The following is a 26149-nucleotide window of genomic DNA, read 5'->3' on the forward strand; positions in this document are numbered from 1 at the left end:
GCGGGCCGAAAGCGGCCCGCGAGCAGGGCGGTTCTTAAGGGAGAAACCGCTGACTTGTCAAACCGTAACCGCCGATTTTGCCGGCAAATCACCCCTGCGGCCTCCCGACGGAGGTGATTTTCGGCCGTTTCCCCTCGCAGTCCCGGTCGATCCCCGCCAATCCCGGCCCGAGAGCCGATGAAGCCCTCAGCTCGGCCGCGATCTCGCCGTTCAGCACCTCTTCGAGCCGGATCGCGGTCCTGGCGATCATCGCGCCGTCGGTCACCCGGTGATCCCAGCGGATCAGGATGTCGATGGTCTGGTCCGGCCGGACGACGTCGTAATTGATGATGAACGGCCCCGGGCTCAGGGCGTGCAGCCGGCCGCCTCCGCAGGCGGCGATGCTGGTGACGGAGAAATTGCCGAACCAGTTGGCGCGCTGGCGGCCGAAATTCAGCCCGACCCACCAGGCGAAGCGGCGCAGCGGGAGCGGTAACCGGGTCGCCCGCATGATCTTGCGGAACATGGCGACATCCTCGACCGGCGCCTCCTTGCCCTGCCGGATCATGGCGTCGATCTCGGCCAGCGACATCGTCTCCGGCCCGGAGACGCGCTGGGGCAGCACGCAATCCTCACCATTCTCGACCCGGGCGATGGTGACGGTAGCCACGCTGCGCGGCAGCTCGTAGAAGCAGCGCCGCGGCCAGCCGGTGTAGAGGGTGCGCAGCACCGGCTCGTCGCGGGCGATCAGCGCGAACGCCTTGACGAAAACAGCGGCGAAACCGGGCGGACGGACGGCCGCTGCGCGGGCGTCCAGCAGCGGACCGATCCGGACCGCGCGGGCCACGGACACGAACGGCACGTCGCGCGAGGCATGCATCAGATCGATGATCAGACGGCGGTGCAGCGAAATCGGCCTGGTCGTTCCGCGCATCCTGAAACCTGTCGCTCCCCGTTGGTTCTGATTGGCCTGAGCCGGGTCCCGGCGGCTGCTGCTGTTAACACCGCGAGCCGGGTTACGGAAGCGCCGGTCTATGGCGCGGGCGAGGCGAGCGGCTTGGTCTTGTCGACCACGTAGACGCCGAGCACCTTCAGCCCCTTGTCGCCGTGAACCTTGGCGTCATGAACGACGCCGGCCGGGATCTGGAACGAATCCCCGGCCTTGAGGTGCCGGTCCGGCTGCCCCTCGACGATCAGCTCGGCCTCGCCCTCCAGGATGTAGGCGGTCTCCACACCCGGGTGGGTATGCCGCCCCGCGGCGCCGCCCGCCGCGACCTCGGCCATCGCCTGGACGATGGTATAACCGTCCGGAAAGTCGGTCTTGTTCAGCACGGTGCGCTTGATCGCCGGCTGCTGTGCCAGCGCGGCGCCGAGCCCGAGCACGGCCAGTGACAGGCCGAAAATCGTCTTCTTCATCATGAGCTTCTCCCCTAATGTTGTTTTTCGTTCGGAACGTGAAGCGCGAGCATCCGACTCAGCGTTTGATCCCCTCGAAGCTTGCGGCAATCCCGCGCTGGAACAAGGACCAATCGAATCCGAGCGCCAGCGCGAGGTAGCCGCGTTCGATCATCGCATTGGCCTGCTCGGCCGAGCGCGCCGCGCCGCCGATCGGCACGCCGGATCTGAGGATGCCGGCCTCGGCGCGGGCGATGAGCGATTTGACCGTGGGATCATCGAGTTGTCCGCGCTTGTTGATCGAGGTGGCCAAGTCGCCCGGGCCGATCACCGCGATGTCGATGCCGGGGGTGGCCATGATCTCGTCGATGCGCTCGACCGCCTCGACATGCTCGATCGTGACCATGCAGATCATGTCGTCGTCGGCGGTCGCCATGTACTCGGCCATCGACACGTTCCAATGGAACGGCGCGTGGAACGGGCCCCAGAGACGGTCGCCGCGCGGCGGATAGCGCACGCTGCGCACCGCCTTCTCGGCATCGCTGCGGCTCGAGATCATCGGGAAGTTGATACCGAGCGCGCCCAGGTCCATCGGCGCTTTCGCCAGATGCGGCTCGTTGGCGGCGATGCGCACCAGCGGCACGCAGGGCGTCCCCGCCGTGGCCGTGATCATCGCATGCGCGGTGGAGAGGTCGATCGGCCCATGCTCGAGGTCGACGATGATCCAGTCGAGCTGCTGCGCCATGATACGCACGGTCTGGATGCTCGGGATGGTCGCGATGGCGCCGAAGGTCGGCCGCTTGTCGCGCCAGGCCTGCTTGAGGCGGTTCAGCGGTTTGGGAGCGGCGGACATCGGGTGTCTCCGTCAGGCCGGCACGCGGCCGCCGAAAAACGGCATGAGCGCCCGGCTGAGCTGATGCGGCTTGTTCGAGGTGAAGATCATCGTGGCGCCGCCGTGATCGACGCGGTCGGACTGCGGGCCGAGCAGATCGACGACGCGGCGCGCGATCGCCGGCGCCGGATCGATCCAGGCGACCGGCCAGGGTGCCAGCCTCTGCAGCCGGTCGAGCAGCAGCGGATAATGCGTGCAGGCGAGCACGACGGTGTCGGTGCGGGCGCCGGCGTCGTCGGCATCGCCGGTGAAGCAGGGCGCGATCTCGGCCGCGATCGCGGCGTCGCTGACGCTGGTTCCGCTCAGCGCAGCCTCCGCCAGCGAGGCCAGCTCCGGCGAGCCGACCAGCGTCACGGCGCAGCCCTGCGCGAAATCGCGAATGAGCGCATGGGTGTATTCGCGCTGCACGGTCGCCCTGGTGCCGAGCACGGAGACGCGCTTGGTCTGCGATTGGGCGCAGGCCGGCTTGATCGCCGGCACGGTGCCGACGAAGGGCGTGGTGTAGGCGGCGCGCAGCGGCGCCAGCGTCTGCACCGAGGCGGTGTTGCAGGCGATCACGATCAGGTCGGGCTGGTGTGCCGTGATCAGTTCGCCCATCAGCGGCACCACGCGCGCGATCAGCGCCGGCTCGCTGTGATGGCCGTAGGGAAAGAAGGCGTCGTCGGCGACGTAGACGTAATGCGCATCGGGCCGCGCCCGCACCACCTCGCGCAGCACGCTGAGGCCGCCAAGGCCGGAGTCGAATACGAGAATCGTCGGGCGGTTTGTCACGTCGCGAGTGTACCGGATTGGAAAGGGCGGTTCAGTCGGTTTTTCTGCGGGATTTGGCGGGAGTAGGGCGTCTCGGTGTGTTCCGGTGGCGGGAGCGAAGGTTCAAACATGCATCCGTGAGCCGCGCTGGCCGCCGCAAATTCAGTGTCATCCCGGCGAATGCCGGGATCCATACCCACCGGCGGAATTTGTTGCGCAAGGCTGGCAGCTCCATCGTGCCTCACACGACTGCCGCGGAGTCTGCGTCCCGGGTCGGCGCCGCGCCGCCGCTGTCGCGTCGCCGCAGCTTGCCCGGACGACAGCGGAGGGTGGAGCAGCGAGCTGACGTCTCTCGGGAAAACGGAAGCTGCTCGCCACAAAACCCGGTGTCATCCCGGCGTACGCCGGGATCCATAACCGCCGGCGGAATTTGTTGCGCAAGGCTGGCCGCTCCATCGTGCGCCACACCACCGTCGCGGAGTCTGGGTCCCGGGTCGGCGCCGCGCCGCCGCTGTCGCGTCGTCGCAGCTTGCCCGGGACGACGACGGAGTGTGTCGGCACGGCATCTCATCCTCGCACCCGCTGTCGCGTCCGAGTGTTGCTCGTCTCATCGCCCTCTCGAAAATGAGGGCGCGGGGAAGGCCGGGTGCCGGTCGCACCCATGGCCCGCCTGCAACAAAAAAGCAGGCGGCAGTCACCACAGGTACGGGCCGGATCATCCGGCCTTCCCCGCGCGATGGCTCTACGGCTTATACGTGATCTCCCCGGGGACCGGCTTTTGACCCCGTCGCCTTGCGCGCTCGTCCAGACTTTGCGACGCAGACTTGGTCTCGGCACCGGGAGACCAGGACCACACGATTTCGCCGTGCGCATCGGATCGTTCGTCGGCATGATCGCTCACGCTGCAACCCGATACGCCCACCGCATCCCGCACTCCACGCTCGTGACGATCGCGATGCGCCCCTCAAGTGAGGCGGGACGCGAGACCATAGCATGGCATTCGGGAAAACGGAATAGAAATCTTCGTCTGCCGTGCTGATCTGGCGATCGCTTCGTAACGATTTGGAAAATCTTATTTTAGGGTTGTCGTGATAGCGCCTTGCGTCTGCGCACCCGGACATACTTGCTGGCGAATTGAAAAAGGGGGGGGCTGCGGCTGATAGGGCGATCGCAACGCCGGTCGACAAGCCCGGAGGTTCATTCGGACGATTTCGCTTTGGAAGAACGGTTGCGAAGTTTGAAGGTGACTGCATGACGATTAGATTTGATCCGGACCTGCGACGTTCAACGCATGTGGAAAGCGGTCTGGCCGTTCAATGGGTGCGCGACGCGCCTCCGATGGAACGCTCGACGCACTTCAAGTTGCTTGTCGGCGGAGTCGAAGTGCCGTTTACCGCCTCCTACGATTACGGCGAGGACAAGATCAAGAAAGCAAATCCCGATATCGGCGCTATTGAACTCGATCGCCTTTCCACGGCGCTGTGGGAGAAGAACTACCGAGCAATCGATATTGAGGCCAATTTCGACAAGCAGATATTCGTGGAGGTTTGGCAAGACTTGGTTTTGCAGGGCCACAGTAGCTATCGGATTTCGACCTACTACACGGCAATTCGGACGCCCCACGCCACCGAAAAGAACGAGTGGAAGTGCCAAGGATGAGCCCTGAATCTGACTATTCGTCGCCTCCGCCAGAGAAGATCTTCGAGCCGACGAGTGTCGACGAATTGCTCGAACTGACGGCTTTCCTCCAGGCTGACGAAGCGGCCCGACGGGTATTCGAGCGTGCCGGCATGCATGGCGATTTCACAACCGAAGAAGTCAACGCAATCGAGCTGGCGCTGGCCGATTTCGTTGCCCGCAGGAGCTGGCGGGCACGAGGTCTCAAGGTCACCAGATTCGTTCATGATTTCTGCGGAAAGGTCCCGTTCCCGCCGCTCGACGCCACGCGTGATCCTATGCTCTTGAATCTTGCGGTCACGCTCGCGCGATGGATTGGCGCCGGCGCGATTTCCGGTGCCGACGATCCGGCGGCTCGCGCCTTCCTGGAGGATCGGTTCTTTCAACGGGCGGGCGATCGCAGCGGCATCCTCACCAAAAAAGCGAGGGCGGAAGAGGTGATGTGGATGGCACGCGATTTGATGGCCAACTCTGCCTATTGGGGCATCATCAAGGAGGTCATCAAGAAGGGCGAATTTGCTGCCGTAGACGACGACCTTCTGAGGGATGTCGTGACGCCACTCGAGGACGCGATCACGGTCAAGTATGGGCTGATCAATCGCGGCTATCTCGGCGCGCACAGTCTCTTGCGCGCCATTGCGATGGGTAAGATCGAAAGTTTGGATTCGCCGGAGGCGTGGCAGTCCATTCGCGCACGCAAGATGTTTGTGCAGGACTGAAGGACACGAGCGATGGCTCCGGAACAGTGAATGATTGCTGATACCGGCGCGCCTCGCTGTTCCCGATGTGCCGCATCAGATCACTGAACATGGCAACGACCGCGCGCGGACTTTCGTTGGTGAGCCGGGAGGCCGCTTTTTGGCCCTTAGCAGCGTTCATGAGTGAAGGCTCAAGCAATGGACACTGTCTACGTGATCCTGCTGATCACGACGCTCGTTCTGAGGTTCGTCGCAACCATCCTATGGAGGCAGCGTGGCCTAGGAGCGACGTTGTGGTCATTCGCAACTTTAAACTGATATAAGTTGGCGGTTCGTGTTCTTCTCAATCGCGATCACCTTCAGCCTCACCTGAGGACTTCACAGCCTCGAGCAGCGACGGTGATAGGGTTCGCGAAGGGCTCAGAATCGCTTCCTTGATTGGAAAAGGATGATCACAGGGCATGACGAAACGTCGGCGGCGAAACAAGGGCGGCGATAAGCAAAGCAAGGGTGACCGGGAACCAGGCGCGCCCGGTACGCTGCGAGGGTACGCAACGGGCGAGCTTTGGGAAGACCGATATAAACGTGTGCGTCCCGAAGCTTATGCTCCTGTACCGTTCGCGGAGTTTGGTGCCACTACGGAGCAAGATGTCGCGGCGCTGACGCAGGCCTACTTGGACGATTCTCGGATGACGGCCATGTTCGATGTGGTCGGGACGCATCAAATTTTGTCGGATGCCCAGCAGCGAGAAGTCGATGCGTTCAGCATCCACAATTCGACAATCGATTGGAGCGACTACGATCCGGAGCTGGTTCCTGTTGCGGTGGCGCTGGCCCGTCGTGTGAATGCCCGACAGATTCCCGGAACGTCTTCTGCTGAAGCCGATGAGTTCATTCGTGACAGGTTTTTCGCGAGACCTGACAGTCACTCGGCGCGCATTCCAGCGGTGGAATTCGGTCATTACCCTCCCGCCGCGGAGTTGCTGGACGCTGCGCGATTTCTCTGTTCGCAGGAACGTTACCGGACTTTCATCTTCGACAGATGGGAAAACTGGAGCGAGCAACACAGCCAAGAATTCCTCGATGAGTTCGTTGTGTACATGTACGGAGTACGCGACGCCTACATTCAAACTCACGGTCTGCGTGTGCGTAGGGATTTTTGGGGGGATGTTTCGGGCCTGATGGAGATGCTACGGACCGGGGAGTTGAGTTCGCTCGATGAGCCGCGTGCCCTGAATCTCATTCGAGATCCCTCAAATTCATTCTTTTCGCGTGAGGCGGTGAAAAACACGCCGCGAAAAACGGACAGCTAGGTCACGCATTCAATGACAATTGGTCATTGTCAACGCCAACTCATTTCTCAACATGTTTCCCCGGGAGGCGAGAAATTACGGTGACAGCGCTGGACTGCACCCCTCAAGGGAGGCGGGATAGCGAACCATAGCATCCTGATTTTATCGCGTTTCAAAGTCCTCTGGAGCGGGATGAGCTGCTCCGCTTCGACCAACGGCAGCATCTGAATAATATTAGTCTTGACTAATGAATTAGTGATGGCTACTGTTTCGGCATGGTCGAAACCGAAACCATCACCACCGTCATGCGCGCCTTGGCCGACCCGACCCGCCGGGCGGTGTTCGAGCGCATCGTCGACGCCGACGAGATCACCGTGGTCGAGCTGACCCGCGGCAGCTCCGTCACGCAGGGCGCCATCTCGCAGCATCTGAAGGCCCTGAAGCAGGCCGGTCTGGTCTGTGAGCGGCCCGAGGGGCGCAAGGTCTACTACCGCGCCGAGCCGCGCGGCCTCGCGCCGCTGGCCGACTGGATGAGCCATTACGGCGCGTTCTGGCGCGACCGCTTCGCCGATCTGAGGAAACTGCTGAAGGACATCGACCCATGAATCAAAACGTGAAGCCGGACACCCAGGCCATCGTGGTGGAGGAGATCTTCCCGCATGCGCCTGATGTCATCTGGAAGGTGCTGACCAATGGCGAACTGATCGGCCGGTGGCTGATGGCGCCCACGGGGTTCGAGGCCAAGGTAGGAACGCGCTTCACCTTCCAGACCAGGCCGGCCGGCGAATGGGACGGCACCATTCATTGCGAGGTGCTGGAGGTCGTGCCGAACGAGCGGCTGTCCTACGCCTGGAAGGGCGGTCACGCGGGCAATGTCGGCTACGGCGCGCCATTGGAAACCGTAGTCACCTTCAGCCTTGCCCAAGCGGCGAGCGGCACGCGCCTGCGCCTCGTCCATTCCGGCTTCGTGCTTCCCGCCAACGAGACCGCGTATCGCAAGATGGGCGAGGGCTGGAAGACGGTGGTCAAGAAGCTCGATCAGCTCGTCACCGACGAGACATCGTTGCAGCGGCCGCATTGAAGCAACGGAGAGCTCACATGACAAACGTCTATGCCGGCGGCTGCGCCTGCGGCGCGGTGCGCTATGAGATCAAGGGGGAGCCCGCGGTGATGCTGGACTGCCAATGCCGGCAATGCCAGCGCGACAGCGGCACCGGGCATCAGTCGCACCTCACCTTCGTCGCGGCGGAGGTGAAGGTCGACGGCGAGGTGTCGCACTGGCAGACGACCGGCGACGGCGGCACTGTGAAGCGGCGCGCGTTCTGCCCGACCTGCGGCTCGTCGATGCACATGACGTTTCCGGCGATGCCCGATGTCTTCATCGTCACGCCGGCAAGCCTGGATGATCCCGGCCAGTACAAACCGCAACTGGTCTCCTGGACCGCGGCAGGCTATCCGTGGGATCATCTCGACCCGGCGCTGCCGACCTTCGACAAGATGCCGCCGCGGTGAGTGGGGTGCTGCGGTGACAGGTCTGGATTATCGCCGCAGTCCTGTCGCGCATGACGTTTGATCTGTCGGACCAGACTGCTTCCACGTCGTCATGGCCGGGCTTGTCCCGGCCATCCACGTCGTTCGGCGCACTCCGATGGACGTGGATGCCCGGGCCTTCGCCGCGCCGAAGCGGCTTCGGCCGCGCAGGCGGGACAAGCCCGGGCATGACGGAGTAACAAATTGGCCGTGGTTCCTGCCGCGATGGGCTCATTCTTCTATGCGACGGACCTGACTTTGCCGAATCCTTCCTCCCAATGAAATTCAACGAGCCACAGACCCAAGACCCTCGCGCGGACGTTTAAGCTCCGGGACCGAAGCCGGTGTCTTGGAGATCCGCATGGCGCCAGAGCCTGCACAATCGACCGTCTATTTCGACGGCTCCTGCCCGCTGTGCCGGGCGGAGATCGGCTACTACAGCCGCACCGATCAGGCCGGCGCGCTGTGTTTCGTCGACGTCTCCAAACGGGGTGCTGAGACACCGGAGGGCCTGACTCAAGGGCAGGCGATGGCGCGGTTTCACGTGCGCGCCAGTGATGGGCGGCTGCTCTCGGGCGCCGCCGCCTTCGTCGAGGTATGGCGCCGCCTGCCGCGCTGGCGCTGGGCGGCGCGGGTGGCGTCCCTCCCGGGCGCGCTGACCGTCCTGGAGCTCGGCTACCGGCTGTTCCTTCCAGTGCGACCGTTCATCTCGCGCAGTCTCGGGCGTATCCTGCAGCGTGAGAAGCAGGAGGGACGCGGAGCGTGACCGGGGATGCTGGCGGTGAGATGTCGCGCTTGATCGATTGGTTCTTCCGCAATCGCGAAACCGGCGAGATCACCATCGCGCAGATGCCGAACCCGGCGCTGTGGATCGTGCTGGTGGGAAGCGTGGTTGGCTGGATCTGGCACCCACAAGGGCGAATGGGCGCCAATCTCGATTGCCTGGTCAAAGCCAGTCTGGTCGTCTGGGCGATCGATGAGCTCGCGCGCGGCGCCAATCCCTGGCGGCGCTGCCTCGGGGCGGCTGTGCTGATCTATGAGGTCGCGACCGTGATGTGACGAACCCTCGCTGTGCGCGGCGATCGGCCTTCCGACGCGTTATGACGATAAGGCCGCAGCCGACAGACAATCGTGAGCTGTTCGTCGGTCGTTGCGTAGCGTGGGCAAAGCGCCGCCGCCAGCGGCGTGTGCCCACCGTCGGGCGGCAGGCGCGGCAGTGAGATGGTGGGCAGGGCGCCATGACGAGCTGGTTGTGACGCGATGGCGCGGCCTAGCCGCGCCCGGCGCGTCAGTCCTCGTCGTGCTCGGCCTCGTCGAGCTCCTCCAGCTCCTCGCTGGCGTGGTCGATCACGTCGATGGCCTGCTGGACCTCGACGAGGCTCTTCACCGCAGTTTCGGTGTCGCCCTTCTTGTAGCCGGCCGCAACGGCCTTGGCCAGATTCAGGCGCAGCTCGACCAGCACGTTGCGCGCGGTCAGGAAGATTTCGAGGTCGTTGTCGGCCATGTTGCTCCTCGTCAAGGCTATGTCCATCAATTGGTAGCCCGGGCGTATGGCGGGCATATGTCGGATCGGGTGGGGATCCGCATGACGGCTGTCGTGTCGCTCACCGCGCGCAGCGCTTGGCTGTGTCCGAGCGTCCGCGGTGCCCCTCCGTCCGGGCGGCCGAGCCGCCGCGATCAGCGCGGGCTGACGAGGGCGGCTGGCTTTGCACATCCTCGGAGACATGCTGGTGGCGTCCCTTCTTGGCAGCGCTGCCTCGGCGGCGTGCTGATCGACGTGATCGCAGCCGTCGAATGGACATGAACCGGTGTGAGTTCAGGCGCTGGGGATGTCTCGTGCTTGACCTGCATCAACTGACGCGGGCGGCTGCTGACCGATGGTCGGGGCGCCGTCCGGTGTCACGGGAACGGGACTGGAACGTGCGACGCGTGCTGCCACGGCAGGAACAACGGTTTGACGAGTCCGACTACCATCAACGAGGCGAATGCTGCCGAGCATCCGGGCACCGCCCCGGTGTTTCGCGCACGCAAGCTCTCCAAGACCTATCGCATGGGCGAGGTCGAGGTGCATGCGTTGCGTGACGTCGATCTCGACATTTACGAGGGCGAGTTCGTGGTGCTGCTCGGCCCCTCCGGCTCCGGCAAGTCGACCTTGCTGAACATCCTGGGCGGGCTCGACAGTCCGACGTCTGGCGATGCGCAGTGGCGCGATCATCAGCTGGTTGGCGCCGATGACGCCGAGCTCACGCGCTACCGGCGCGAGCATGTCGGCTTCGTGTTCCAGTTCTATAATCTGATCCCGAGCCTGACCGTGCTCGAGAACGTCCAGCTGGTCACCGAGATCGCCGACCGGCCGCTCGACCCGCTGGAGGTGTTGAAGCTCGTCGGCCTCGAGAAGCGGATCGACCACTTTCCCTCGCAATTGTCTGGCGGCGAGCAGCAGCGGGTCGCAGTGGCGCGCGCCATCGTCAAGGCGCCCGATGTGCTCTTGTGCGACGAGCCGACTGGCGCGCTCGACTACGAGACCGGCAAGGTCGTGCTGGCTGCGATCGCGCGCGCCAATCAACGGCTCGGCACCACCACCATCGTCATCACCCACAATGCGGCGATCGCCGGCATGGCCGACCGCGTGCTGCGGCTCGGCGGTGGCCGCATCGTCGGCGAGACGCGCAATCCGCGGCGGCTCTCGGCCGAGGAGGTGACGTGGTGAGCCTGCTCAACCGCAAGCTCTGGCGCGACGTCGGCGCCATGCGCGGGCAGGTGATCACGATCGCGCTGCTGGTGGCCGCGGGGGTCGCCGTGTTCGTCGGCTCGATCTCGACCTATCAATCGCTGCGCGACGGCTGCGAGCAGTTCTATGCGCAGGCGCGGTTTCCGCAGGTCTTCGTCACCTTGAAGCGCGCGCCGCTGGCGCTGGTCGCGCGGCTCAACGCCATCGATGGGACCATCGCGGTCGAGCCGCGCATCGTGCGCGAGGTCATCGTCGACGCGCCGGCCGCGTCGCAGCCGGTGTCGGCGCGCCTCGTCTCGCTCAGCCGCGCCGGCGACGAGCCGCTGGCCCGGCTGCATCTGCGCCGCGGCACGGCGCCCGGGCCGGGTGATGCGCGCAGCGCCGCCGTCAACGAGGCCTTTGCCGAGGCCAACGGGGTGAAGCCGGGTGACGAAATCCGCGTGCTGCTCAACGGCCGGCTGCAGGCGTTCCGGGTCTCCGGCATCGCGCTGTCCTCGGAATATGTCTACGCCGTGCGGCCGGGATTGCCGATCCCGGACGATCGCCTCTACGCCATCCTGTGGGTCGACCGCAGCGCGGCCGAGGCCGCCTTCGACATGAAGGGCGCGTTCAACGACGCGGCGGTCGCGCTGGCGCCGGGGGCCGATGCGCAATCCGTCATCGCGGAACTCGACCGGCTGCTCGAGCCGTACGGCTCGATCGGTGCGATCGCGCGGCGCGACCAGCCGTCGAACCGGTTTCTCGAGGACGAGCTCAACCAGCAGAAGGTGATGTCGATCACCATCCCCATCATCTTCTTCGGCGTCGCCGCCTTCCTGCTCAACAGCGCGCTCGGGCGGCTGGTCGCGGCGCAGCGCGAGCAGATCGCGGCGCTGAAGGCGCTGGGGTTTCCGACCGCGGCGCTGATGCTGCATTATCTCGCGCTGATGCTGGTGATCGTGCTGATCGGCTCGCTGCTCGGCATCGCTGGCGGCTTCGGCTTCGGACAGGCGATGATCGCGAGCTATCACGGCTTCTTCCGCCTGCCGGAGCTGCCGTTCCGGCTTGCGCCCTGGGCGATCCTGGCGGGCATCGCGATCAGCGCCGCGGCCGGCTCGCTGGGCGTGATCACGGCGCTGCGGGCCGTGGTTGGCCTCGCGCCGGCGGAGGCGATGCGGCCGGCGATGCCGCTGGGCTTCCGTCGCTCCTGGATCGAGCTGATGATGCCCGGCGGCGCGCGGCACGCGCGGCGGATGATGATGCTGCGCAATGTTGCAGGGCGGCCATTCCGCTCGCTTTTCACCGTCGTCGGGATCGCTTTCGCGGTACCGATGATGGTGCTCGGGATCTTCTGGCGCGATGCGATCGGCGAGATGATCGAGCTCCAGTTCAATCTCGTCGAGCGCGGCAACGCCACCATCACCTTTCCGCATCCCGTGGATCGTGGCGTATTGCGCGATCTGGCGCGGCAGCCGGGCGTTCTCCTGGCCGAGGGCCAGCGTATCGTGCCGGTGCGGCTGCGCGCCGGCCACCGCAGCTATTTGACCTCGGTGATCGGCCTCGCGGCGGCGGACGAATTGCGCCGGCCGCATGATGCCGCGCGCCGTCCGATCGTGGCGGCGCCCGACGGCATCACCTTGACGCGGCGGCTCGCCGAGCGGCTGGCGCTCGGCGCCGGCGACCTCGTCACCGTCGAGGCGATGGAGGGCCGGCGGCGGCGGCGCGACGTGCCGGTCAGCGCCATCGTCGACGAGGCGATCGGGATGGCATCCTACATGGACATCGACACGCTCAACCGCTTCACCGGCGAAGGCGCGGTGATCTCGGCCGCCAGCCTGCATGTCGACCCGGCGGCGCTGGCCGCCCTCGGCACGCGGTTCAAGAGCCTGCCGATGATCGAGTCCGTCTCGATGAAGGCCTATGCCGTCGCTTCCTTCATGGACAAGATTGCGGGCCTCGTGTTCGTCACTGCGGGCATCCTCACTGGCTTCGCTGCGATCATCACCGTCGGCGTGGTCTACAACAGCGCCCGCATCAGCCTGCAGGAGCGGGCGTGGGAGCTCGCCAGCCTGCGCGTGCTCGGCTTCAGCCGCGGCGAGGTCGCGGGCATCCTGTTCGGCGAATTCGCGCTGGAGATCGCAGTCGGGATTCCGCTCGGCCTGCTGCTGTCGCGCGGCATCATCGCGCTGATCGCGCGGCTGCATTCGAACGAGAGCTTCCAGATCCCCGGCGTGATCGCGCCGCGCACCTATCTGATCGCGACCGCGGTGGTCTTGGCCAGCGCCGCGATCAGCGCCATCATCGTCCGCAGGCGGGTCGACCGGCTCGATCTGGTCGCCGCCCTCAAGACCAGGGAATGAGCATGCGTCCCGTGTTGCGCCGTCTCGTCATCGTGTCAGCTGGTCTCGCGGTCGCCGCGGTCGTGGCCTGGATGATGATGCCGAGCCCGGTGCCGGTGGAGACGGCTGTCGTCACCAAAGGGCGGTTCGTGGCGACCGTCGATGACGACGGCAAGACGCGGGTGCGCCAGCGCTATGTCGTGGCCGCGCCGCTCGCCGGCCGTCTCGGACGCATCCGCTTCAAGGCCGGCGACCAGGTCAAGGCCGACGAATTGATCGCCACCATCATGCCGGCGCCGGCGCCGCTGCTCGATCCGCGCGCGCGCCGCGAGGTGGAGGAGCGGCTCGGCGCGGCCGAAGCGAATGTCGAGCGCGCCAAAGCGGTGGTGGCGCGGGCGCAGGCGCAGAGCGCGCAGGCGAGTGCCGACCTGGCACGCACCACGGCGCTGGCCGCGAGCGGGGCGGCGTCGGCGCAAGCCAAGGAGCGCGCCGAGCTTGCGATGCGGATCGCCGAGCGGGATCTGCGCGCGGCCGAATATGTCGACCATGGCGCCGGGCACGAGCTCGATCAGCTCCGCGCGATGCTGGCGCGCTACGGCAGCAGCACCGATGCCGAAGTGCCGGCCGGCAGCTGGAACGTGACGGCCCCTGTCGGCGGGCTCGTGCTGAAATTGATCCAGGAAAGCGAGACGATGGTGCAGCCGGGATCGCCACTGCTCGAGCTCGGCGATCCCCGCGATCTCGAAGTGGTCGTGGACGTGCTCAGCACCGATGCGGTGGAGATCCGTCCCGGCGCCGACGTCACGATCGATCGCTGGGGCGGGGCGGGGCGCCTGTCGGGCCGGGTTCGCCGCGTCGAGCCGGCGGCCTTCACCAAGATCTCCACGCTCGGCGTTGAGGAGCAGCGCGTCAACGTGCTGATCGACATCGTCTCGCCGGCCGAGCAATGGCAGCGGCTCGGCGATGCCTATCAGCTCGACGCGCAGATCGTGGTCTTCACGCAGGACGATGCGACCATCGTGCCGACCGGCGCGCTGTTCAGGCGCGGCGACGACTGGTCGGTGTTCGTGCTGAAGGACGGCCGTGTCGAGCTGCGCAAAGTGCGGATCATCCGCCGCTCCGGCCGCTTCGCGGCCGTGGCCGAGGGCGTCGCCGGCGGCGATGTCGTGATCATCTATCCCAGTGACCGCGTCGCTGACGGCGTGAAGGTTGAGGCACGCTGATCTGCGATACCCGCGGAAGCGTCCTCAGCGCTGCGATGCCAGCTGCCGCAGCTTTGCGTGCCGCGCCAGTGCGTGCGCGATCAGTTCGTCCATCAGCGCCGGCTGGGGCAGGCCGGTGGCCTCCCACATCTTCGGGTACATGCTGATGTTGGTGAAGCCGGGCAGGGTGTTCACCTCGTTGACGTAGACCTCCTCGCCCCTGACGAAGAAGTCGACACGCGCGAGACTCTCGCAGCAGAGCACGCCGAACACCTCGACGGCCATCTTGCGGATGCGTGCGGCCAGAGCCGGCTCGACCTGGGCCGGGACGTGCAACGAGGCGCCGGAGGCGTCGGTGTATTTCGCCTCGTAGGAGTAGAAGCCGTGGCTGTTCGCCGGCACGATCTCCCCGAGCTCCGAGGCTTTGACCTCGCCGTCCGCGTGCTCCAGCACGGCGCATTCGATCTCGCGCACCGGCGCGATGCAGCGCTCGATCAGGATCTTGCGGTCGAAGCGCAGCGCGAGCTTGCAGGCGGCATCGAACTCGGCCGCGTTGCGCGCCTTGGAGATGCCGACGGAGGAGCCGAGATTGGCCGGCTTGACGAACAGCTCGGACGAGCCGACGGCGCGAACGGCGTCGTCGTAGCTCACCGGCACGGCCGCCGTCATGGTGACGAATGGCACGATCGGCAGGCCGGCATCGCGCAGCAGCCGCTTGGCGGCGTCCTTGTCCATCGCCACGGCCGAGCCGAGCACGCGGCCGCCGACATAGGCGACATCGGCGAGCTCCAGCGCGCCCTGCACGGTGCCGTCCTCGCCATTCGGGCCATGCAGCACCGGAAAGATCACGTCGAAGGTGAGTTCGCGCGGCGCGGCGGCGCCGGTGTCGATGACCAGCGCGCGGCCCTGGCCGGCGGGCAGCAGCACGATGGCAGGTGCGTCCGCCGGCACGGTCAAGGCGGCCGAGGTGGCGTCATTGGCCGCGTCGGCGAGCACCCAGCGCCCCTCGGGGGTGATGCCGATCAGGGTGACGGCGTAGCGGCCCGCATCGAGCGAGCGGAAGATGTTGGCGGCCGATGCCCGGGAGACGTCGTGCTCGGCCGAGCGCCCTCCGAACAGGATCGCCACGCGCGTTTTCGTCTCTGTCATCGTCATCAGGTCCTGGCCTTGCGGTGCGAGACCGTAGCGCGCCGGGCCCGCGCGTGGCAATTCCGGCTGCGCCCCTCACGCGGACGCCGTCAGCGCCGGGGCATCGGATCGTCCGAGCACGTCGAAGTCGTGCCGCCGGCATGCATGCAGCTGCGATAGAGCGGCGGCGCGATGAAACGGCCGGACCAGATGCCGCGGCTGCCGCGGCGCGCGGCGAGCTGGTCGGACGTATAGGCGCCATGAGAATATTGCGGCTCCTCGATCGCGAGCCCGCGCGACACCAGGAATTGGCCGAGATCGGTACCCCCGGCCGCGCAGCGCGCGACGATGCGGCCGTAGCGGTCGCCTTCGATCGGCGCGCAGCGCGCGGTCTTGCCGCGTGTGAAGGCGTCCAGCGTGTTGGCGGCCAGCGCGCCACAGCGATATGCCTTGCGGTCGCGCCCGCGACAGAGCTGCGCGCTTTCGGGCGCATCGACGCCCCACAGCCGGATGCGCTCGCCGCGGATGTCCAGCGTATCGCCATCGACGATGCTGACGCGGCCGATCAGGTCGCGCGCGGAGGCGGGAGACGCCGTCGCGAGCAACAGCGCGACGCAGGCGAGGTGGGGGAGACGAGATCGCAAGATGGCATCCGCGGAAAAGAGGTTGTCGTGTCGCCGCAGCGAATCGGACGCTGCGCACGATCTGACATAACAGAGCCTATTCGTGCGATTGTGTGGCTGTGTGATACGAGCGCGACGACCGCGGGCCACGCGCATGCGCGGTCATAGCGGTGCGGGTCGAGGCCTCAGCGCTCGCCCAGATTGGCCGCACGCGCGGCGCGCTCGACCTCGGCCGCCAGCGTGCTCAGATGTTCGGCAAGACGCGCGAACAGCTCGCGCTTGTCACGATCGGTGGCGAGATCCCGGATCAGCGCGCATTCTGCCGCATCCGCCCGCAGCTTGTCCGGCTGGGTGATCAACTCTGACATGTTTCGCTTCCCTGCCGCGCCGGCAAGATTTCGAAACAACGATGACTCCGCATTGTTCCGCGTCTGCTGAAAAATTTGCTCATCGCCAGATTCGAATACCTTTCGGCGTTCGCGATCGGTCGCTGCGCGTCCGGATCGTTCGTCTATCGCTCACCAGGCCACCACATCGACGCCGGATGCGCGGCCGAGATCTTGGTCTCGCGCAACGCCACCAGCGCGCTGCGCTTGTAGGGATGGCCGCGCCGCCGCGAGCAATCCTGGCAGCGCATGTAGCGTTCGAGCTCGTGGATCGGCGTCGTCTTGGGCCGTCTGATGATGTCCAGCGCGACGGTCTGATTGGTGTCGCAGCCGAGGCAGCGCACTTCGAGATAGTAGTAGCCCGCGTTGAGCGCATCGCCGAGCAGCGGTGACGGCTGCGCCGGTCCCTTGTAGCCGAGCATGCGCTTGTTCCATGCGTCGCATGCGAGACGATCGGCTTGCTTGCGGGCGCGCGCAGCCTGCTCCTGCGCGATGCGGATGCCGGCGCCATAGAGTCTCTCGCGCGATTTGGTCGTCATGATCGCCATGATCGACGCTGCCGCGCTCAGCGGCAAGCCGCTAGGATTAGCGCGCGCGACGCGAGCGGATACAAGGTGTTTTCCGAGCGGCGTCAAGATACCGCCGTCGCCGGGCGCGTTCGGGAATCGACGATGTGCCGCGCGCGTCGCGCGAGAGGTCAGTGGCGTGGCGTCACATTCACAGTCTCGACGTGGCCCGTCTTGCACACACAACTCACGCGGCGTGTGCAGTTGGATTGCGAGATGTTTGCCTCGAGCTACGGCGCTCCGACGGTGACGGGCGGCCCGCGCCGTCCACGCGGCGGCACGATGAGTTCCACCAGGCGCAAAAAGAGCGCAGTTAAACGCAACCGCGCTGGAAAGGTTCCAAAAATATTGCTGCCACTCGGCAGTTCCTTCAGCTTGTTCCAGCAGGCCCTCGGCGATAGAGGTTGCTCTCGGGGTCAATCGTGCGCGCGGGTCAGAGTTTCTCGAGTTGGATCGTTCGACGCAGAACGTGGTCGCTGACCACGTTCCTGCTCACGGCTGTGGTCGTCGCGATCTGCGCCGGCTGTCGCGTAGCGCTCGATTCAGCCGGCTCAACCCTGTCCTACGCGCCGTTCTTTCCCTCGGTCTTGTTTGCGACGCTGCTCGGCGGGGTGCCGGCCGCCGTCTTCGCTGCCTGGCTGTCGGCCACCGTCGTGTTGATCGGCTTCACCGACCGGCCCGACCATTCGGAGGCGGTCAATCTCGTCGCGTTCCTGGGCGCCTCGGCCCTCGTCATCTGGCCGGCCAATCTGTGCCGCAACGCGCTGCTGGAGCTGAAGCGCAACGAGCATGCGCGCGACTTGCTGATGGGTGAGCTCAGGCATCGCGTCAACAATCAGCTCGCCTTGTTCCAGTCGATCGTCCGGTCGAGCCTGTCCGGTGAGGACCGCGACAAGGGCGAAGCGATCGCGCTGCGGCTCGACGCGGTCGCGCGGGCCAACACGTTGGCCTGGTCGAGCCAGCGCGTCATGACCTTGCGCATGCTGCTCGAGGCCGAGCTGCAGCCCTATCGCGCCTCCGGTGCGGTGAGCGTGGAAGGCACCGACGTGCCATTGGGGCCGGAGGCCGGGCGCAATCTCGCGCTGGTGTTTCACGAGCTTGCGACCAACGCCGTCAAATACGGCGCGCTGCGCGGCGATGGCGGACGGCTCGAGGTTCAGCTCGCGCAGGACGGCGGCCGCAACCTCGTGAGCTGGCGCGAGCTCAACCCGCGTCCGGTCGCGCCGCCGCACGGCGAAGGCTTCGGCACGCGCATGATCCGCGCGAGTCTCGCCGCGATCGGCGGCAGCATCGAGCAGGATTTTCGTGATGAGGGGCTGCTCTGCCGGATCCGGTTCGAGCCCGGCGTGTGAGACGCCCGCCGCGACGTCGCGCTGCCGGTCGCTCGCGTGATCAGCTCGCCCCGATGTTGCGGAACCCGAGCGCGAGCAGGCAATGACGAGGCGGCTAGTGCGCGCAGGTCCTCATCGACGCTGCGAGGCAGCGTCACGTCGGACATGGCTCACATGCGAAACGGTCGGACAGCTGCCGCGTATGTGGTCAATGGATCGACGTGACATGATGCTGCTGGGCGGACTGCTGCTGATCGCGATGGTCGTCACCTGGGTCGGCACGGAGTATGTGCTGAATCACGTCGTGATCCCCCTGATCGACGATGACCGGCTGGCGCGCCCCGACCTGCCGGCGCCCTGACCAGATGCGAGCGATGCGCGCAACACGTTGCGTTGGTTGTCCGCGTGGCGGAACGCTGCTCGGCTTGATCGCTGGCGCGAAACGCTCCACCATCGGCCAACGAAGAACGCGGCGCGTGTCGGGCAGGAGACATCTGATGAAGTGCTATGAGCTGCAGGGGCCGGGCGGCATCGATGCGCTGGCGCTGGTCGACAAGCCCGTGCCGAGACCCGGGGCGGGCGAGGTGCTGGTGCGGCTGACGGCGGCGAGCATCAACTATCGCGACCTGCTCACGGTGAGAGGCGGCTACGGCTCGCGGCAGAAATTTCCGCTGGTGCCGTTGTCCGACGGCGCGGGCGTGGTCGAGGCGGTCGGTGAGGGCGTCGCGGCGCTTGCGACTGGCGATCGCGTCATCGGCAGCTTCTTCGAGAGCTGGACCGGCGGCGAGCCGAGCGAGGCGAAGATGCGCGCGGCGCTGGGCGGCGCCGTCGACGGCACCCTGAGCGAGTATCGGATCTTTCCCGCGCAGGCGCTGGTGCGAACGCCGGCGCATCTCACCGACATCGAGGCCGCGACCCTGCCTTGTGCCGGCGTCACCGCCTGGAGCGCCGTGATCAAGCTCGGCGGCATCAAGCCCGGTCAGACCGTGCTGACGCAGGGCACCGGCGGCGTCTCGATCTTCGCGCTGCAGATCGCCAGGATGGCCGGCGCGCGCGTGATCGCGACGTCGTCGAGCGAGACCAAGATCGCGCGGCTGACCTCGCTCGGGGCGGATATCACGCTGAACTACAAGACAACGCCGGACTGGGGCAAGAAGGCCCGCGAGATCACCGGGCAGGGCGTCGACCTCGTGGTCGAGGTCGGCGGCGTCGGCACGCTCAACGAGTCGATCCGCGCGACGAAGATCGGCGGCACCATCGCCTTCATCGGCGTGCTCGCCGGCGCACCGGCTTCGGAGCTGCGCCTGCCGCTGATGGTGATGCAGCAGCAGCGGCTGCAGGGCGTCACGGTCGGCGCGGTCGACGATCTCCAGGCGCTGGCGAACGCGTTCGCGCTGCATCAAGGGAAGCCGGTGGTCGATCGCGTGTTCCCGTTTGCTGAGGCGCGTGAGGCTTTCCACTACCTGGCCGGCGGCGCACATCTCGGCAAGGTGGCGATCGCGATCGGGTGAGGCGCGCCCCGGTCGACCCGGGAGACCGCCTCCGCATGTCGCCGCGCTATGCGGGCTGGAACTGTGTCCACCGTCATTCCGGGGCGCGCGTCAGCGCGAGCCCGGAATCCATAGCCACGGAAGGCCATGTGACGCGAGATCGCCGTGGCGCTTGTCTTCGCCACACAACGGCTCGTGGTTATGGATTCCGGGCTCGTCGCTGCGCGCCGCCCCGGAATGACGGCGGAGAGGGTGGGGCCGCCGTCATCCGACTAAAGCATGATCCGGAAAAGTGCGCAGCGGTTTTCCGAAAAGATCATGCGCAAACAACAACCTAAAGCGCGATGACGATTCATCCCGAACTCATCGCGCTTTAGCGGCGCGGCTGCTGCGGCTCACGCGCCGGCAGCGTCATGGCGACCACGCCGAGGACGATGCAGGCGAGGCCCACCCAGGCCGTCGGTGCGAGGCGCTCGCCGAGGCCGGCCACGGCGATCGCAACACCGATCGGCACGCGCAGATAGGATTGCGCGGTCGCGCCGACCGAGCCGAGCGTCTGCAGGAGACGGAAGTAGATCACCATGGCGGCTGCGGTCGAGACCGTCGCGAGCGCGGCCAGCGCCAGCAGCGAGCGCGGCGAGGGCGCCAGCGTCCAGGGACGGTCGACGACGAGGGCGAGGGGGATCAGGACCACGGCGCCCGACAACAGCGACCCGGCGGCCGGCAGCATCGGGTCGAGTCCCTTGAAGCTCTTTCCCATGATCGCAGCGCCGGCATAGCAGAGGGTGGCCGTGACGATTGCGAGCTCCGCCCACAGCTCGCGGCCGAGACCGTGCAGCGCCTCGACCCCGACGATGAGGCAGGTGCCGACGAGACCGGCCGCGACGCCGGCGAGCTTGCGCGAGGTGACGGGTTCGTGGCGGGTGACGAGCGCGGTCAGCAGGAAGGTGAAGATCGGCGAGGTCGCGTTCAGGATCGTGGCAAGGCCCGCTTCGACGGTGCGCTCGGCCCAGGCGATCAGCGTGAACGGAACGACGCTGTTGAAGCCGGCCTGAATCATGAAGCGGCGCCAGATCGCCGGGTCGCGCGGCCATGCGAGGCGGCGGCTGCGGATGATCGTTGCGAGCAGCAGCCCCGCAATCAGGGTGCGCGCCGCGATCAGGGTCAACGGCGGGATGGTCTCGACGCCGATCTTGATGAACGTGTAGGAGGCGCCCCACAGGGTGGAAAGCAGAACCAGGAGGGCGAGGTCTCGGGTGAGGTCGGAGCGGCGCTGCATGTGGCCTCGCGGGCAGGAGATGGTTTCTCCTAGCCGGGACGTCGCGCTCGACGTTTCGATGCGAAACGAACCGTTCCGTTGGTACGTGAAGCGCGCACCATTGCGGCGGTCGCGCGGAGCCCCTGGATCGCGTCGCTTGCGCTCGCGATGACGGAGCTCTTGGAGCGTTCGGTGCCCGCCACAGCCGCCATTGCGAGCGGAGCGGCGGAGCGAAGCAATCCAGAACGCGGCTCGACAGCAATTATAGGCTGTAGTGTTGCGGAACTTCTCGCGACGACCTCATCGCGAGAAGCGCTGTTCGGCTCGATCAGTTCGCCGGCATGCTCTTCTCGACCAGCTTCACCCAGTAGGAGGCACCGGCGCTGAGGATGTTGTCGTTGAAGCGGTAGGCCGGGTGGTGGCACTCGTTGCCGGGGCCCATGCCAAGGAACACGAAGGCGCCGGGGCGGGCTTCGAGCATGAAGGCGAAGTCCTCGCCGCCCATCAGCGGAATGGCGCGATCGTTGACGCGTTCGTTGCCGGCGACCTCGCGGGCGACGTCGGCGGCGAAGGCGGCCTGCGCCGGGTGGTTCATCGTGACGGGATATTTGCGCTCGTAGATCGCCTCCGCCGTGCCGCCATAGGCGCGGGCGGTGGCTTCGGCGACTTCGACGATGCGCTTCTCGACGAGATCGCGGATCTCGGGATCGAGCGTGCGCACGGTGCCGAGCATCTCCACCGTCTCGGGGATGACGTTGAAGGTGGTGCCGCCATGGATCGAGCAGATCGAGATCACCGCCGACTTCAAAGGATCGACGTTGCGCGCGACGATCGATTGCAGCGCGTTGACGATCTGCGAGGCGATCAGGATGCTGTCGATCGCCCGGTGCGGGCCGGCGCCGCCATGGCCGCCCTTGCCGGTGACCTTGATGTGGATCGCATCGGCGGAGGCGAGCATCGCGCCGGGCGAGATCTCGAAATGGCCCTCGGGCACGCCCGGCATGTTGTGCATGCCGTAGACCTCCTGGATGCCCCAGCGCGTCATCAGGCCGTCGTCGACCATCGCCTTGCCGCCGGCGCCGCCTTCTTCGGCGGGTTGGAAGATGACGATCACGGTGCCGTCGAAATTGCGCGTCTCGGCGAGATATTTCGCCGCGCCCAGCAGCATCGCGGTGTGGCCGTCATGGCCGCAGGCATGCATCAGGCCGGGCGTCTTGGACGCGTAGGGCACGCCCGAGGTCTCCTCGATCGGCAGCGCGTCCATGTCCGCGCGCAGGCCGATGGTCTTGCCGGAGGCCGACTTGCGGCCGCGGATCACGCCGACCACGCCGGTGCGGCCGATCCCCGTCACCACCTCGTCGCAGCCGAACTCGCGGAGTTTGTCGGCGACGATGCCGGCGGTGCGATGCACTTCGTAGAGCAGCTCGGGATGCTCATGGAAGTCGTGCCGCCAGGCGGCCATTTCGTCCGACAGTGCGGCGATGCTGTTGAGGATGGGCATGAGAGAGGAACTGCTCGCTGTTGGATGGGTGACGCTGCGGCAGGCGCGGCGAGGCCGCGCCAGCGCGATCGGGCGACTATGGCCCGGTCCAAAAAGCGAGGCAAGGCAGGCGCCGCCATGGCGCCATGCAGTGATGCGCGGTCACCGCCGACGCATCGTCACGACACGTTCCGGATTTCGGAACGTCACGTCAGGCAAGTGGAGCAGGCACCGGCACGCGTGGGTATTTGTGCTCGTGCGGCACCACCAGGCGGAAGGCCAGCAGCTTCGGCTCGTTCCAGACGGCCAACGGGGTGCCGCAGATGCCGCAATCCGTCCGGCCGGGAGCGCCAGTGAGGGTGGTCGACTCCGCGACCTCGTAGGCGGCGTGGCAATGGGGGCAGGTCAAGCTGGATATTTTCATAAACTCATTCTGACAAACAGCGCGGGCAGAGGCTTTGAACCAGATCAATGCGGCGCATGAACGGCCTCATCGGTCATGGCGGTCACGCTTCCTCGGGCTGCCATGGTGTCGGCGTCTTGGTGAACTCGCGCCACGCTCTGCGCAGCGGCTCCTCGATGCTGGCCATCGCATGCGCATGCCAGCCGGTGATCGCGGCGGCAGCCATGGCCGCGTCGGTGGAGGTGGTGCCGAGCGTATCGATCACGCCGGCGGTGACCGCCATGTCGTTGTAGTAACCGAGCTGCTCCTGCAGGCCGGCGAGCGACCTCGCATATCTCCGCGCCGGCTTGCTCCGGCCGTAGAGCGGCAGCAGGAAGTCGATGCTGTAGCGCAGCTTCTTCAGCGCGAGCCGCAGCCGGTGGCGGCGCTCGGCCGGCAGCTTCTTGAAGCGGCGGCCCCGCTTGAGCACCTTATGATGCCGCTCCGATAGGATGTGGCCGGCGAAATCGACCGCGGGTCCGGCGAGCCGCGCGAGCTCATCCGGAGACACGTCGTTGCGCCAGCCGCGGGTGGCGATCCAGGCGCCGAGCCCGAGCACGAAGACGGCGCAGCGGCGGTCGGCGAGCGCAATGCGCAGCTTGCGATAAGCGAGGTCGCGCTGCCGCTCCGCCAGCTCCCGCAGCGTGCCGAAGCCGGCGACCGTCGCGCAGGAATCCGCGATCTCGGGCAGCGTCTGGGTCAGGAAGACGTCGAGGTCGCGGGCGGCAGAGAGGCTCTGCGCCAGCCAGCGCGCATCTGCCTCGAGACCATCGAGTGTCGCGGAGGTGCCGAGCGGCCGCATGATGTGAAGCGCCGCGCGCAGCCGGCGCAGCGCCACGCGCAGCTGGTGCACGCCTTCCGGATCGCGGCCGTCCTCGGCCGCCGGCAGGGCCTGCAACAGATGATGCAGGCTGCCGCGAAGGACGGTGGCGAAGGCCTCGTCGAGCGAGAGGGCGGGATCGAGGTTCGGCCGTGGCGGCTTGTCGGCGCCGGGCGGACGGCCGGCGGCCAGGTCGAAGCCGCGCGCCGATTTGCTGCGGATCGACGGCCTGATATCGCCATGCTCGGCCAGCCGTAGCGCGGTGTCGTAGATCGCCGCCGCGTTGCCGCTCTTGAGCTCGAGCTCGATCTCGCTCACGATTTCGCTGTGATCGCCGGCCTTGATGACGCCGCTGTCGAACGCGATCTCGATCGTCGCGCCCGGCACGTCGAGCAGGCGCGCGTGGCGATGCACATCGGCGGTGAACACCGCCTGCAGCTTCGCATCGGTCAGAGCGTCGCGCAGATCCTCGGGCAGCAGCGCCGCAGCCAGCGCCAGATCCGGCTCCAGCGAAGCGACGCTCGCCTCCCATTCGCCGCGCTTGAGCGGATCGTCGCTGTGCTGCGCCTTCACGGTCTGCACGAAGCGCGATCCGCTCTGGCGGACCCGCAGCGTGAAGCCGTTCTTCCAGAGCGTGTGCCGCGGCGTGTCGTAGTAGACCGAGGTCAGATGCCTGCGTGAGCCCTTGTTGCGCGCATGCGCGGTGACGATCGGGGCATTGTTGAAGCCGGCAAGGTGCTCGGGCGCGACGAGCAGCTTCAGCTCGATCTCATGGCCGGCGCCGGCGTCCGGATCAGGAAGCGTGGGGGTGACTGCGTCGGCGCCTCGTTCGTCGATGGTCGCGGTGGTCTGCTGGCTTGGCTGCGCCGCCGCGTCGTCATGGCCTTGGTCGCCGCTCGCGGACTCACCTGAAGCCGGCGCGCCGAGCGCCCGGTCGCTTGCGTGCAACGACGCCGTTGCGTTCGAATCGGGCATTTGTCGAGTCTGTAACCGTTTGATGACAGTCATCTCTCGTATATCCGCAGCCCATCACAAGCGACAGTGGCATTTCTCGCAGGACACTGATGCCGCTCGGCATCGCCGACCCATCGGTCGCATTTTTTGTTGCCGCTTCAATGACAAGTGCGGCAGGTGCGACCGATCGCGCGCGTGAAGATCGGTCTCGCGCGTCGTGTCACATGCGAGCGGGTTCCAGCTGGAACTTCAGATCCAGCCCGTGAGCATGAAGCGCGTGGCGAGAAAGATCGCTGCGGCTGCCGTGGCAAGGCTCGCCGCCGTCAGCATCCCTCGATTGCGCCGCGCCATGGCACGCGAGCGCTCGCGCGGATCCTGCACTGCATCGAACGACGTGCGCCGGCTGCGCCGATGGCGAACCGCCTGGACCCAGAAGGCCAGCGCCGCGACGCCTGCGGCCAGCGCGAACACGGTCGACACGCCGGCGGCAAAGCCGAGATCGACGCCGACGCTCTCCAGCATCGCGCGCAGATGCACGGCAAGGCGCGCCAGCAGCATGGCGGCATAATCCGCTGCCGCCGCGCCGGTGTAGAGCAGCACCGCGGTCCAGACGACGGCGGCCATCGCAATCAGCATCGACACCAGCACGGCGAGGCCGTCGGCTGCCATGAAGCCGATCGAGGCGGCGATCAGCGCCAGCGCGGGCATCACATTCCCCATGGGAATGGGAAGGATGATGGTGACGGCCATCAGCAGCAGCGGCAGCGCCAGCAGCATCCGCGCGGTGCGGCCGGTCAGCCAGGCCAGCCGATCCTCGCGCAGGCCGCGCTCGGCGTAGCCGGCCCAGTCGAGCCCGGCGCGGATCACCTTGCGCAGCAGCCGCTGCGGCACCGGCCGCTGCCGTATCGTCTGGGGCAGCCATAGCCGCTCGGCGCCGAACAGGATCTGCAGCGCGACCAGCGCGACGAAGGTGCCGAACACCATGCCGAACGGGCCGGGCAGCGGGATCAGCGCCGGGATCGTCAGCAGCAGCAGGGTGAGGCCGAGACCTTCCGACTCCAGCCGGTCGAACAGCTCGCCGACCGACGGCTCCTCCGACCGCACCGTGCGCGCGATCGCGAGCAGCCGCCGGCTGATCGGGCCATTGTGACGGCGCGGACCGGATGCGACCTCATCATTGGATACGGCATCGTTCATCGCCACGCCA

Annotated in this window: 28 protein-coding genes; 14 read left to right on the forward strand and 14 right to left on the reverse strand. The window is 66.7% G+C overall.

Annotation, left to right across the window (positions count from 1 at the left end):
- Window positions 1-88: 88 nt before the first annotated feature.
- The 4 genes from QXZ94_RS04135 to murI all read right to left on the reverse strand — a co-directional run bounded on the left by QXZ94_RS04135 (window position 89) and on the right by murI (window position 3037).
- Entirely contained in the window at window positions 89-913 is an 825-nt protein-coding gene (locus tag QXZ94_RS04135; RefSeq protein ID WP_315719350.1) for an acyltransferase, read from the reverse strand.
- 98 nt (window positions 914-1011) lie between these two features.
- A complete protein-coding gene (locus QXZ94_RS04140) occupies window positions 1012-1398 on the reverse strand; it encodes a cupin domain-containing protein (RefSeq protein WP_315719351.1) in 387 nt (128 codons plus the stop codon).
- Between the two features lie 55 nt (window positions 1399-1453).
- Window positions 1454-2227 carry an HpcH/HpaI aldolase family protein gene (locus QXZ94_RS04145; RefSeq protein WP_315719352.1) on the reverse strand — a complete coding sequence of 258 codons (774 nt, stop codon included), beginning with the start codon at window positions 2225-2227 and terminating at the stop codon, window positions 1454-1456.
- 12 nt (window positions 2228-2239) lie between these two features.
- Entirely contained in the window at window positions 2240-3037 is a 798-nt protein-coding gene (gene murI, locus QXZ94_RS04150) for a glutamate racemase (protein WP_315719353.1), read from the reverse strand.
- Window positions 3038-4267: 1230 nt separating this feature from the next.
- Here murI and QXZ94_RS04155 point away from each other — a divergent pair.
- From QXZ94_RS04155 to QXZ94_RS04190, 8 genes are all read left to right on the forward strand, one after another.
- Window positions 4268-4675 carry a hypothetical protein gene (locus QXZ94_RS04155; protein WP_315719354.1) on the forward strand — a complete coding sequence of 136 codons (408 nt, stop codon included), beginning with the start codon at window positions 4268-4270 and terminating at the stop codon, window positions 4673-4675.
- Complete coding sequence (locus QXZ94_RS04160) at window positions 4672-5412, forward strand: hypothetical protein (RefSeq protein WP_315719355.1); 741 nt, start codon at window positions 4672-4674, stop codon at window positions 5410-5412. The genes QXZ94_RS04155 and QXZ94_RS04160 overlap by 4 nt, the downstream gene beginning before the upstream one ends.
- 440 nt (window positions 5413-5852) lie before the next feature.
- Window positions 5853-6704 carry a hypothetical protein gene (locus QXZ94_RS04165; RefSeq protein WP_315719356.1) on the forward strand — a complete coding sequence of 284 codons (852 nt, stop codon included), beginning with the start codon at window positions 5853-5855 and terminating at the stop codon, window positions 6702-6704.
- A gap of 254 nt (window positions 6705-6958) precedes the next feature.
- Complete coding sequence (locus QXZ94_RS04170) at window positions 6959-7288, forward strand: metalloregulator ArsR/SmtB family transcription factor (protein WP_315719357.1); 330 nt, start codon at window positions 6959-6961, stop codon at window positions 7286-7288.
- Window positions 7285-7764: an SRPBCC domain-containing protein gene (locus QXZ94_RS04175; protein WP_315719358.1), complete on the forward strand. Its 480-nt coding sequence runs from the start codon at window positions 7285-7287 to the stop codon at window positions 7762-7764. Before QXZ94_RS04170 ends, QXZ94_RS04175 begins: the two co-directional genes overlap by 4 nt.
- Window positions 7765-7781: 17 nt before the next feature.
- Window positions 7782-8195, forward strand: coding sequence for a GFA family protein (locus tag QXZ94_RS04180; protein ID WP_315719359.1), 414 nt, complete (start codon window positions 7782-7784; stop codon window positions 8193-8195).
- 379 nt (window positions 8196-8574) lie between these two features.
- Window positions 8575-8979 carry a DUF393 domain-containing protein gene (locus tag QXZ94_RS04185; RefSeq protein WP_315719360.1) on the forward strand — a complete coding sequence of 135 codons (405 nt, stop codon included), beginning with the start codon at window positions 8575-8577 and terminating at the stop codon, window positions 8977-8979.
- Between the two features lie 20 nt (window positions 8980-8999).
- A complete protein-coding gene (locus QXZ94_RS04190) occupies window positions 9000-9272 on the forward strand; it encodes a hypothetical protein (protein ID WP_315726083.1) in 273 nt (90 codons plus the stop codon).
- A 229-nt stretch (window positions 9273-9501) separates the two neighbouring features.
- Here the strand turns inward: QXZ94_RS04190 and QXZ94_RS04195 are convergent, their stop codons facing one another.
- Window positions 9502-9717 carry a hypothetical protein gene (locus tag QXZ94_RS04195; protein WP_315719361.1) on the reverse strand — a complete coding sequence of 72 codons (216 nt, stop codon included), beginning with the start codon at window positions 9715-9717 and terminating at the stop codon, window positions 9502-9504.
- Between the two features lie 546 nt (window positions 9718-10263).
- On the opposite strand from QXZ94_RS04195, the gene QXZ94_RS04200 reads away from it, so the two are divergent.
- The 3 genes from QXZ94_RS04200 to QXZ94_RS04210 are packed head-to-tail and all read left to right on the forward strand — an operon-like array spanning window position 10264 to window position 14485.
- The gene (locus QXZ94_RS04200; protein WP_315726085.1) at window positions 10264-10923 is read left to right on the forward strand and encodes an ABC transporter ATP-binding protein; all 660 of its coding nucleotides are present in this window, start codon (window positions 10264-10266) and stop codon (window positions 10921-10923) included.
- Window positions 10917-13283 (forward strand): ABC transporter permease, encoded by a 2367-nt coding sequence (locus QXZ94_RS04205; RefSeq protein WP_315719362.1) that lies wholly within the window; start codon window positions 10917-10919, stop codon window positions 13281-13283. The genes QXZ94_RS04200 and QXZ94_RS04205 overlap by 7 nt, the downstream gene beginning before the upstream one ends.
- Window positions 13284-13285: 2 nt before the next feature.
- Entirely contained in the window at window positions 13286-14485 is a 1200-nt protein-coding gene (locus QXZ94_RS04210; RefSeq protein WP_315726087.1) for an efflux RND transporter periplasmic adaptor subunit, read from the forward strand.
- Between the two features lie 24 nt (window positions 14486-14509).
- Here QXZ94_RS04210 and QXZ94_RS04215 read toward each other — a convergent pair whose 3' ends face one another.
- The 4 genes from QXZ94_RS04215 to QXZ94_RS04230 form a co-directional block, all read right to left on the reverse strand.
- Entirely contained in the window at window positions 14510-15613 is a 1104-nt protein-coding gene (locus tag QXZ94_RS04215) for a D-alanine--D-alanine ligase family protein (protein WP_315719363.1), read from the reverse strand.
- A gap of 89 nt (window positions 15614-15702) precedes the next feature.
- Window positions 15703-16239 carry a thermonuclease family protein gene (locus QXZ94_RS04220; RefSeq protein WP_315726089.1) on the reverse strand — a complete coding sequence of 179 codons (537 nt, stop codon included), beginning with the start codon at window positions 16237-16239 and terminating at the stop codon, window positions 15703-15705.
- A 161-nt stretch (window positions 16240-16400) separates the two neighbouring features.
- Window positions 16401-16583, reverse strand: coding sequence for a hypothetical protein (locus QXZ94_RS04225; protein ID WP_315719364.1), 183 nt, complete (start codon window positions 16581-16583; stop codon window positions 16401-16403).
- A 143-nt stretch (window positions 16584-16726) separates the two neighbouring features.
- Window positions 16727-17140, reverse strand: coding sequence for a hypothetical protein (locus QXZ94_RS04230; RefSeq protein WP_315726091.1), 414 nt, complete (start codon window positions 17138-17140; stop codon window positions 16727-16729).
- A 449-nt stretch (window positions 17141-17589) separates the two neighbouring features.
- Between QXZ94_RS04230 and QXZ94_RS04235 the strand changes: the two genes are divergently transcribed.
- The 3 genes from QXZ94_RS04235 (at window position 17590) to QXZ94_RS04245 (ending at window position 20009) form a co-directional block, all read left to right on the forward strand.
- Window positions 17590-18519: a sensor histidine kinase gene (locus QXZ94_RS04235; protein WP_315719365.1), complete on the forward strand. Its 930-nt coding sequence runs from the start codon at window positions 17590-17592 to the stop codon at window positions 18517-18519.
- Between the two features lie 205 nt (window positions 18520-18724).
- A complete protein-coding gene (locus QXZ94_RS04240; protein ID WP_315719366.1) occupies window positions 18725-18859 on the forward strand; it encodes a hypothetical protein in 135 nt (44 codons plus the stop codon).
- A 136-nt stretch (window positions 18860-18995) separates the two neighbouring features.
- Window positions 18996-20009, forward strand: coding sequence for an NAD(P)-dependent alcohol dehydrogenase (locus tag QXZ94_RS04245; protein WP_315719367.1), 1014 nt, complete (start codon window positions 18996-18998; stop codon window positions 20007-20009).
- 352 nt (window positions 20010-20361) lie between these two features.
- Here the strand turns inward: QXZ94_RS04245 and QXZ94_RS04250 are convergent, their stop codons facing one another.
- From QXZ94_RS04250 to QXZ94_RS04270, 5 genes are all read right to left on the reverse strand, one after another.
- Window positions 20362-21267: a DMT family transporter gene (locus QXZ94_RS04250; protein ID WP_315719368.1), complete on the reverse strand. Its 906-nt coding sequence runs from the start codon at window positions 21265-21267 to the stop codon at window positions 20362-20364.
- Window positions 21268-21574: 307 nt separating this feature from the next.
- Window positions 21575-22747 carry a M20 aminoacylase family protein gene (locus QXZ94_RS04255; RefSeq protein WP_315719369.1) on the reverse strand — a complete coding sequence of 391 codons (1173 nt, stop codon included), beginning with the start codon at window positions 22745-22747 and terminating at the stop codon, window positions 21575-21577.
- A gap of 190 nt (window positions 22748-22937) precedes the next feature.
- Window positions 22938-23150 (reverse strand): hypothetical protein, encoded by a 213-nt coding sequence (locus QXZ94_RS04260; RefSeq protein ID WP_315719370.1) that lies wholly within the window; start codon window positions 23148-23150, stop codon window positions 22938-22940.
- Between the two features lie 82 nt (window positions 23151-23232).
- Window positions 23233-24963 (reverse strand): CHAD domain-containing protein, encoded by a 1731-nt coding sequence (locus QXZ94_RS04265; protein ID WP_315719371.1) that lies wholly within the window; start codon window positions 24961-24963, stop codon window positions 23233-23235.
- A gap of 228 nt (window positions 24964-25191) precedes the next feature.
- Window positions 25192-26145: an exopolysaccharide biosynthesis protein gene (locus QXZ94_RS04270; RefSeq protein ID WP_315719372.1), complete on the reverse strand. Its 954-nt coding sequence runs from the start codon at window positions 26143-26145 to the stop codon at window positions 25192-25194.
- Window positions 26146-26149: the final 4 nt, after the last annotated feature.

Source organism: Bradyrhizobium sp. SZCCHNS2022 (assembly GCF_032377575.1).
In the GTDB taxonomy this organism is placed as follows: domain Bacteria; phylum Pseudomonadota; class Alphaproteobacteria; order Rhizobiales; family Xanthobacteraceae; genus Bradyrhizobium; species Bradyrhizobium aeschynomenes.